Genomic DNA, 5,684 nt, shown 5'->3' with positions numbered 1-5,684 from the left:
CTTGACGCACTTGTCAACATCGCCGCCTCCGCACACCTGGAAATAGAAATCCGGGTAAAAGCGGCTGCATAATCACGAAGTGTCAAATGAGCACATTTTGCGTTTTGGCGCGAGCGAGTGCCGAACGGAGCCCCAGCCAGAGCCCGGCTTAGGGAACAACGAGCTCACTCAGTGCTGCATGGCGAGGCAACTACTGCTTTTGCGGCTTCTGTGAATCCGGCTCTTCGCCTTCGACCGGAGCGGTGTTGATGCTCCTCGACTGCAGGCGCTGCAGTTCTTCGAGCCGTTCGCCTTTGACGATCTCGGGATCAAGCCGCTCGTTAGGATTCTGCGCCAATGAACGCGCGGCTTCGCTTGCGGCTTGTGCCTCGCGGGCTTCCTTCGCAGCGATGCTTTCGGCATTGCGCACCATTTCGCGGTCTTGCGCAACCTGCTCAAGCGAGGTCGGATCAGCCGATCCGGCTCGTTCGTCACGAATCTCCTGCTCGATGGCGCGATTACGGATCTCGCGAGCGCGATCCGCCTCAAGCCGCTCAGCGGCCTCGATCTCCTGGGCGCGATGGATCAAAGCTTCGGCGCGCGTGCCGGCAATCCGATGGGCCTGGTCTTCACTGACATGCGTGACGCCACCTTCCTGCAGGGATTTGAGATCCGTCCGGATCGCAAGCAGCTCCATGGTGGGCGCTGCGCGCCGTAAGAACTCCGCTTTCGTCTGGCCGTTCATCATGGCCGCTGTCTTGTTAACGGTCTCGTTGATCTGTTTTAGGTTTTCCCGCATCTGGTCCGCGGTGGCATCTGAACTCATTTGAACACCCTTTCCATCTCGAATAGCGACGACAACAGTACCGGATCGGAAAGCCTGCGTCATCCGATCAATGAATTGACTCGCTGTCGCGTTATCCGGCTGAGAAGCAGCAACCGAGTGCCAGTCCCGAAGGCTTGCCTGGGTGGCCTGCAGCTGGCGCGCCGAAATCGGAATCTTTACCGGGTTGGCCTTTGCGTGATTGATCCGCTGGCGGGCTTTCTCGATGACGTGCGGGTTTGCACGGGCATAGGCGCGGTCGCGCGCCTCCCTGCCCGGCCGCGGCTTTTCGGCCGTGGCCACAATCGCCTTGTCGCGCGGACCATAGCTTTGTGATGACGCTCGATAGGCCGCGGAAGTCGCGACGATTTTCATGCCCTGCGCTTGTGCGTGCTGGGCATAGAGTGCGCGCCATGCGCGAAGCTGGGCCGGACCTGGTCGCAATCGGTCACCGTCCTGACCTTTCACGGCGACGATGGCATGGACATGAATATGGCCGCCCTCCTCCGCCATATCGGCATGCATGCCGAAGGCGAATTTGTGATTGGGGAACTGCTCATGCAGGAACCCACGTGCGGCCCTCACCAGAGCTTGCCTGTCCTCGCCCGCCTTGGCCGACAGGATCATGTGCATGGTGTCGCGAGGCTTGTAGGAATTCAGGGTCTTGTCCCAGGACTGCGCGGTCTGCCGAACCGCCTCCTCAGACGCGATCGCGGCGCCGTCGGCGCCGATCGCCGCTCCGTCATGGGTAAGGCGCGCGAGCTGGAACACGACACCGGCTTTGCCGTGGCTGGGCTCCCCAATTGGCTTCACCGAAACGGTATCCTCCTTGACCCCAAGCGCATCGGAGATCCGCGAGGCGATCATGGCCCGGGTTGGTGCCGAGAACTGGCGATCCTGCTGGCGTCGATCGGAAAAGTGAAACCGATGCTTCACCTTGTCGTCCCCGTTCTCACTCCGCACGACGCTGTGTCCGGCCATGGTCGCGACGACGCGCGAGACGCTCGATCCGTCCTGCAGTGTGTCGATACGATAGGCGAAACCGTGGCCGGCGAAACCTGCCTGAACTGCCTGTGAAAGGCGCTCGGCATTCTCCTGCCCTGCCAGCGAAAGCCGAAACGTCGCCACATCCTCGCTCTCCCGCCGCTTGTCGAAACCCTCGCCCCACTGTTTCATTTCCTCGGCGACGGCTTCCCGCGTTGCCAGGATACGCGCGTCATACGTCTCGAGCGCGACGCCCTCCTTCTGGATATATTGACCGATGGCGGCTGCCCTAGTGACGCCATGCCCGTAGGAAATCACCTTCAGAACGGCCGGCTGATACCCGGCCGCCAGCCTGTCGGCAGCGGCCCTCGGCCGAGGTCCGCCGGCGAGCTTCCGCCACTTCGTTGGCAGGGCGAGGTTTAGTCGCCCGGCTTTACCGCGCGGCGGCTCCAGCTCTCGCGCAGACGAGCGCGGCACGGCCGGTTCCGTTGTCTGACTTCCCCCGAGACCGCCCTCCCCTGTCCGGCCGCGAACCGTCTTGAACAACCAATCATCGTCATTTCCAGCAAAGGACAACATGGCCCGATGCCGGCGCTTGCGGTTCTCTTCTTCAAAAGCCGCGCTCGCGCGAATCCGATCGGCTATGGCCTGTATGGACGACTGGTCGAGGTTCACGCGCCCTCACCATCCAGCAGATGCGCCGCCTTCCGAAGTTTCAGGCCATGCGCGATCGTCATCGCCGTCAATTCGGCGTCGACAGCTTTCACCCTCTCATCCAGCGCTTCCCATATCGGCAACGCCGCCTCCATGGGGGCAGCGTGGCCGGAATGAATGGCATGGAGAAGCTGGCTGAGGTTTCGGCCGACCATCCGGACTTGCGAGGCCAACGCCGCGACAGTGCGTGAATTCTCAGCTGACAGAGCGGGACCGACATCCAGGCTGGCCCGGATAATGCGCCGCAACGTCTCCGCTCGGTCAAGCTGGAACACCTTGCAGGCCTCATCCAGGAGCGCGCCCGCGTCCGGCCCAATATCGATCCGGGAGCGCTTTCGGGTGTCCTTGTGGGCGGCGCTGGTGTCCAAAATTCCCTCGCTATGGCGGATGGGCCTCACGTCGAAGACGGTCCAGGTCGAAGCGAAGCGACGACCTGCTCAGCCAATTTGGACCCAAATTGCGTATCTTGTCAATTCACTATGCAACATTAAACTGATGCGATGTTTTGCTAGTTCAGAACCAATTATGCATCCAGGAACATTGCACCAAATGCGCAAATTCGTGTTATCACCTAGGCACTTATATGCCTTCGCACTTTGTAGCATCGGCGCATTTGCATAATGCAAGAAAGTCACATTGGCGCCAAATCGCCTATGCGCCTTGACGCCAAGGTGACGCAACATTGGGAAAAGACAATGCCGGAACAACGCGCGGTGCAAATCACAGTGGCCTCTCCCAAAGGCGGGGTCGGCAAGACCATGACCACCATCCTGCTCGCAGGCGAGTTCGCCGCCGCCGGTCATCGGGTGACGGTGCTCGACACCGATCCGCAACTGTCAGCGCTGGAGTGGAGCAAAAACAGTCGCCGCGCCGGGTACGCTCTTTCAAACATCGACGTCATCCCCATCAACTCGACCGACGAACTGATCGATCGCCTGGCGCAATCCGACGCCGAGGACCTGCTACTGGTCGACGTGCAGGGCACGGCCGTGGCCGCCCTCGGACCGGCCGTCGCCAACGCCGACTTCGTGCTGATCCCGACGAAAGCGCACGTCTTCGATGTCAAGCAATGCCTCGGTCTGATCCGGCACATCCGCTCGCTTGGCGGACGCCATCGCGAAATTCCCTACGCGGTGATGCTCAACATGGTTTCGGGGATCGAGCACAACACGATGGCCTTTCGCACGGCGATCCAGCTGCTGCGGCAGGCCGACGCCAGCGTGCTTGAGACGTTTTTGTCGCAACGGCCGACCTTCGCCTCAATCGCAACCGCTGGGACGCTTTACGAAGTCCAGCCCGTGAACAAGGCGGTGCAGGACGCTCGCGACCAGACGAATGCCCTGACCGCCGAGATCATCCGCAAACTGAACGGAGCCACCCCGCAATGAACGAGAAAAGCGATCGGACCGCAAACCAATTGCCGCTGCCTGCCTTGAAACCGCGTGCCCGTTCGGATGATCCGTTCTCGCGCAACATGGCTGCCATTGTGGAATCCAGCATCAGCGAAACGGACAACCTGGAGCAGCAGACGAGAACCCAGTCTGCCAGAAAGGCGAAGGCGGAGCTCGAAAGGCCAAAGGCAGACGGCGGGACAGCCCGGCTGCACACACGCATTCCGGTCTCGCAGATGATCGAGCTGCAGGTCCATTGCGCGCGCAATAGAACAACCATGCAGGAGGTGGTGCAGGGCCTGATAACGGAATTCCTTGCTCGGCAGCCAAAGTAGCCAGATGCGCCAATCGCGTCGATTTTCGTTATGACCGACCGCCCATGACTCCGGCCCAACGAGGATTGGCTACATCTCTTCGGAGAAGGCCATCAAAGACGCTGCTGAACGACTGACGTTCGGTTCCATCCATCACGAGAGTGAATCGATCCGCGTCCGCTGATTCAAACCATTCATTGGACGCGCGCGTCCGGCTGCGCGATTCTGTCCGCAATGATCGCGCAGCTCTATCGCCTCTGTATCGAACGCCGCGACGCGGATCGGAACATGGCGCGCTTCTATGCGCTGTCGATCGAGGAGACCCTGTTCGGCCAGACCTGCCTGGTCCGCCGTTGGGGTCGGATCGGAACCACCGGCCGCACGGTACAGCACTCTTTCGATACCGAGGGCGAAGCTGTCGAGCTTTTCCTCCAGCTGGTGCGCGCCAAGCGGATGCGCGGCTATCAGCCGCGATCCACCTACCCGATGTCAATCGGCCGACAATAAGGGTCTGACTCACATTTGATGATTTTGCATGACGGCGTGGTGCTGTTTTCTGAGAGGAATCAGCACCATGGTGAGAAATTTGCGTTTGTCGTCCTTGATCCCGGCGGGATTGGTCGTCGAGGCCATCGCTGAGAACGAAGGAGTGATCGTCATTACCGCGCAGTCAGGGTGATGAGGGACTGTTGCGGCTCACTACGACGCGCGCAAAAAAAGGGCCTGCGACGGAGCATCCGTCGCAGGCCCTTTTTTTGCGCGTTCGCCTAATCAGGCTGATGGAGGCGTTTCAGCAATTCCCCGAAGATTCCACGCTACGGACGATCACCGGTAGCAGCCTTGTCATCCGCCAGCTTTGTGGCGACATCGGACGGCAGCGGCATGAAATCATAGCCGTGCGCCATGGCGGCGTGGTGAAGATCTTCAAGCATCTCAAACGCCTGATCGTGAGTGCCAAGCCACAGCGCCGGTTCGTCGGTCTCTTCGTGGGGGAATGCCTGCAGGAAGTAGGTTCGCAGCGGCGGGTCGTAGCCGATGATGGCCTCGCGGTCGGAGCGGCCGTGTCCGGTGACGGTGCCAGTGACTGTGATCGTATAGCGGCTCATCGTAGCCTCCTTGTTCCGGGAAGGTGAGGTGAAGGGGCCGGCCCCCTTTCGAAGCCGGCCCGTTCGTGGCTGTCACTGGGGATTGTTCCAGAGGATGACCTTCTTGTTCTCCTCGCCACCCGGGGCGGGGGCGAGATTGCCGAAGATCACGCCGATCTCGGGGGCTTCCAGCTTGACCGAGAGGTACTCCTCGCCCGAACGCTGGGAGATGCGGTGCCAGCCGGCTCCGATCTCGAAGCCCGTGCGCTTGTTGACGATCCGGTAGTCGGGCGCGTCCTCGCGCGACTTGTTGGTGTTCGGGATCAGGGTGATCGGGGCGTTGACCCGGAGCGTGGCGAAGACGCCTTCCATCGAGCCGTCGGCCTTGGTGGTC

Annotated in this window: 8 protein-coding genes; 3 read left to right on the top strand and 5 right to left on the bottom strand. The window is 61.1% G+C overall.

The window, feature by feature from the left end; all coding sequences use genetic code 11:
• Positions 1-190: 190 nt before the first annotated feature.
• Positions 191-2,263 carry a relaxase/mobilization nuclease domain-containing protein gene (locus ACFFNA_RS39515; protein WP_378925734.1) on the bottom strand — a complete coding sequence of 691 codons (2,073 nt, stop codon included), beginning with the start codon at positions 2,261-2,263 and terminating at the stop codon, positions 191-193.
• Between the two features lie 194 nt (positions 2,264-2,457).
• Positions 2,458-2,868 (bottom strand): hypothetical protein, encoded by a 411-nt coding sequence (locus ACFFNA_RS39510; RefSeq protein ID WP_245452018.1) that lies wholly within the window; start codon positions 2,866-2,868, stop codon positions 2,458-2,460.
• A gap of 327 nt (positions 2,869-3,195) precedes the next feature.
• Here ACFFNA_RS39510 and ACFFNA_RS39505 point away from each other — a divergent pair, with 327 nt between their 5' ends.
• From ACFFNA_RS39505 to ACFFNA_RS39495, 3 genes are all read left to right on the top strand, one after another.
• A complete protein-coding gene (locus ACFFNA_RS39505; RefSeq protein ID WP_095204903.1) occupies positions 3,196-3,888 on the top strand; it encodes a nucleotide-binding protein in 693 nt (230 codons plus the stop codon).
• Positions 3,885-4,226 (top strand): hypothetical protein, encoded by a 342-nt coding sequence (locus ACFFNA_RS39500; RefSeq protein ID WP_095204876.1) that lies wholly within the window; start codon positions 3,885-3,887, stop codon positions 4,224-4,226. Before ACFFNA_RS39505 ends, ACFFNA_RS39500 begins: the two co-directional genes overlap by 4 nt.
• A 213-nt stretch (positions 4,227-4,439) precedes the next feature.
• The gene (locus ACFFNA_RS39495) at positions 4,440-4,712 is read left to right on the top strand and encodes a WGR domain-containing protein (RefSeq protein ID WP_378925731.1); all 273 of its coding nucleotides are present in this window, start codon (positions 4,440-4,442) and stop codon (positions 4,710-4,712) included.
• 9 nt (positions 4,713-4,721) lie between these two features.
• Here the strand turns inward: ACFFNA_RS39495 and ACFFNA_RS39490 are convergent, their stop codons facing one another.
• The 3 genes from ACFFNA_RS39490 to ACFFNA_RS39480 form a co-directional block, all read right to left on the bottom strand.
• Positions 4,722-4,865, bottom strand: a complete 144-nt coding sequence (locus tag ACFFNA_RS39490) for a hypothetical protein (protein WP_378925728.1) — start codon at positions 4,863-4,865, stop codon at positions 4,722-4,724.
• Positions 4,866-5,020: 155 nt separating this feature from the next.
• Entirely contained in the window at positions 5,021-5,311 is a 291-nt protein-coding gene (locus ACFFNA_RS39485) for a hypothetical protein (protein WP_378925726.1), read from the bottom strand.
• A 72-nt stretch (positions 5,312-5,383) separates the two neighbouring features.
• Positions 5,384-5,684 (bottom strand): DUF736 domain-containing protein (locus tag ACFFNA_RS39480; protein ID WP_378925723.1); only part of this gene is annotated, 301 nt, incomplete at its 5' end.

This window comes from Mesorhizobium kowhaii, from assembly GCF_042431665.1.
GTDB lineage: Bacteria > Pseudomonadota > Alphaproteobacteria > Rhizobiales > Rhizobiaceae > Mesorhizobium > Mesorhizobium kowhaii.
Note: the sequence above shows the minus strand (reverse complement) of the source record. Positions and strands in the feature narration are given on the sequence as shown.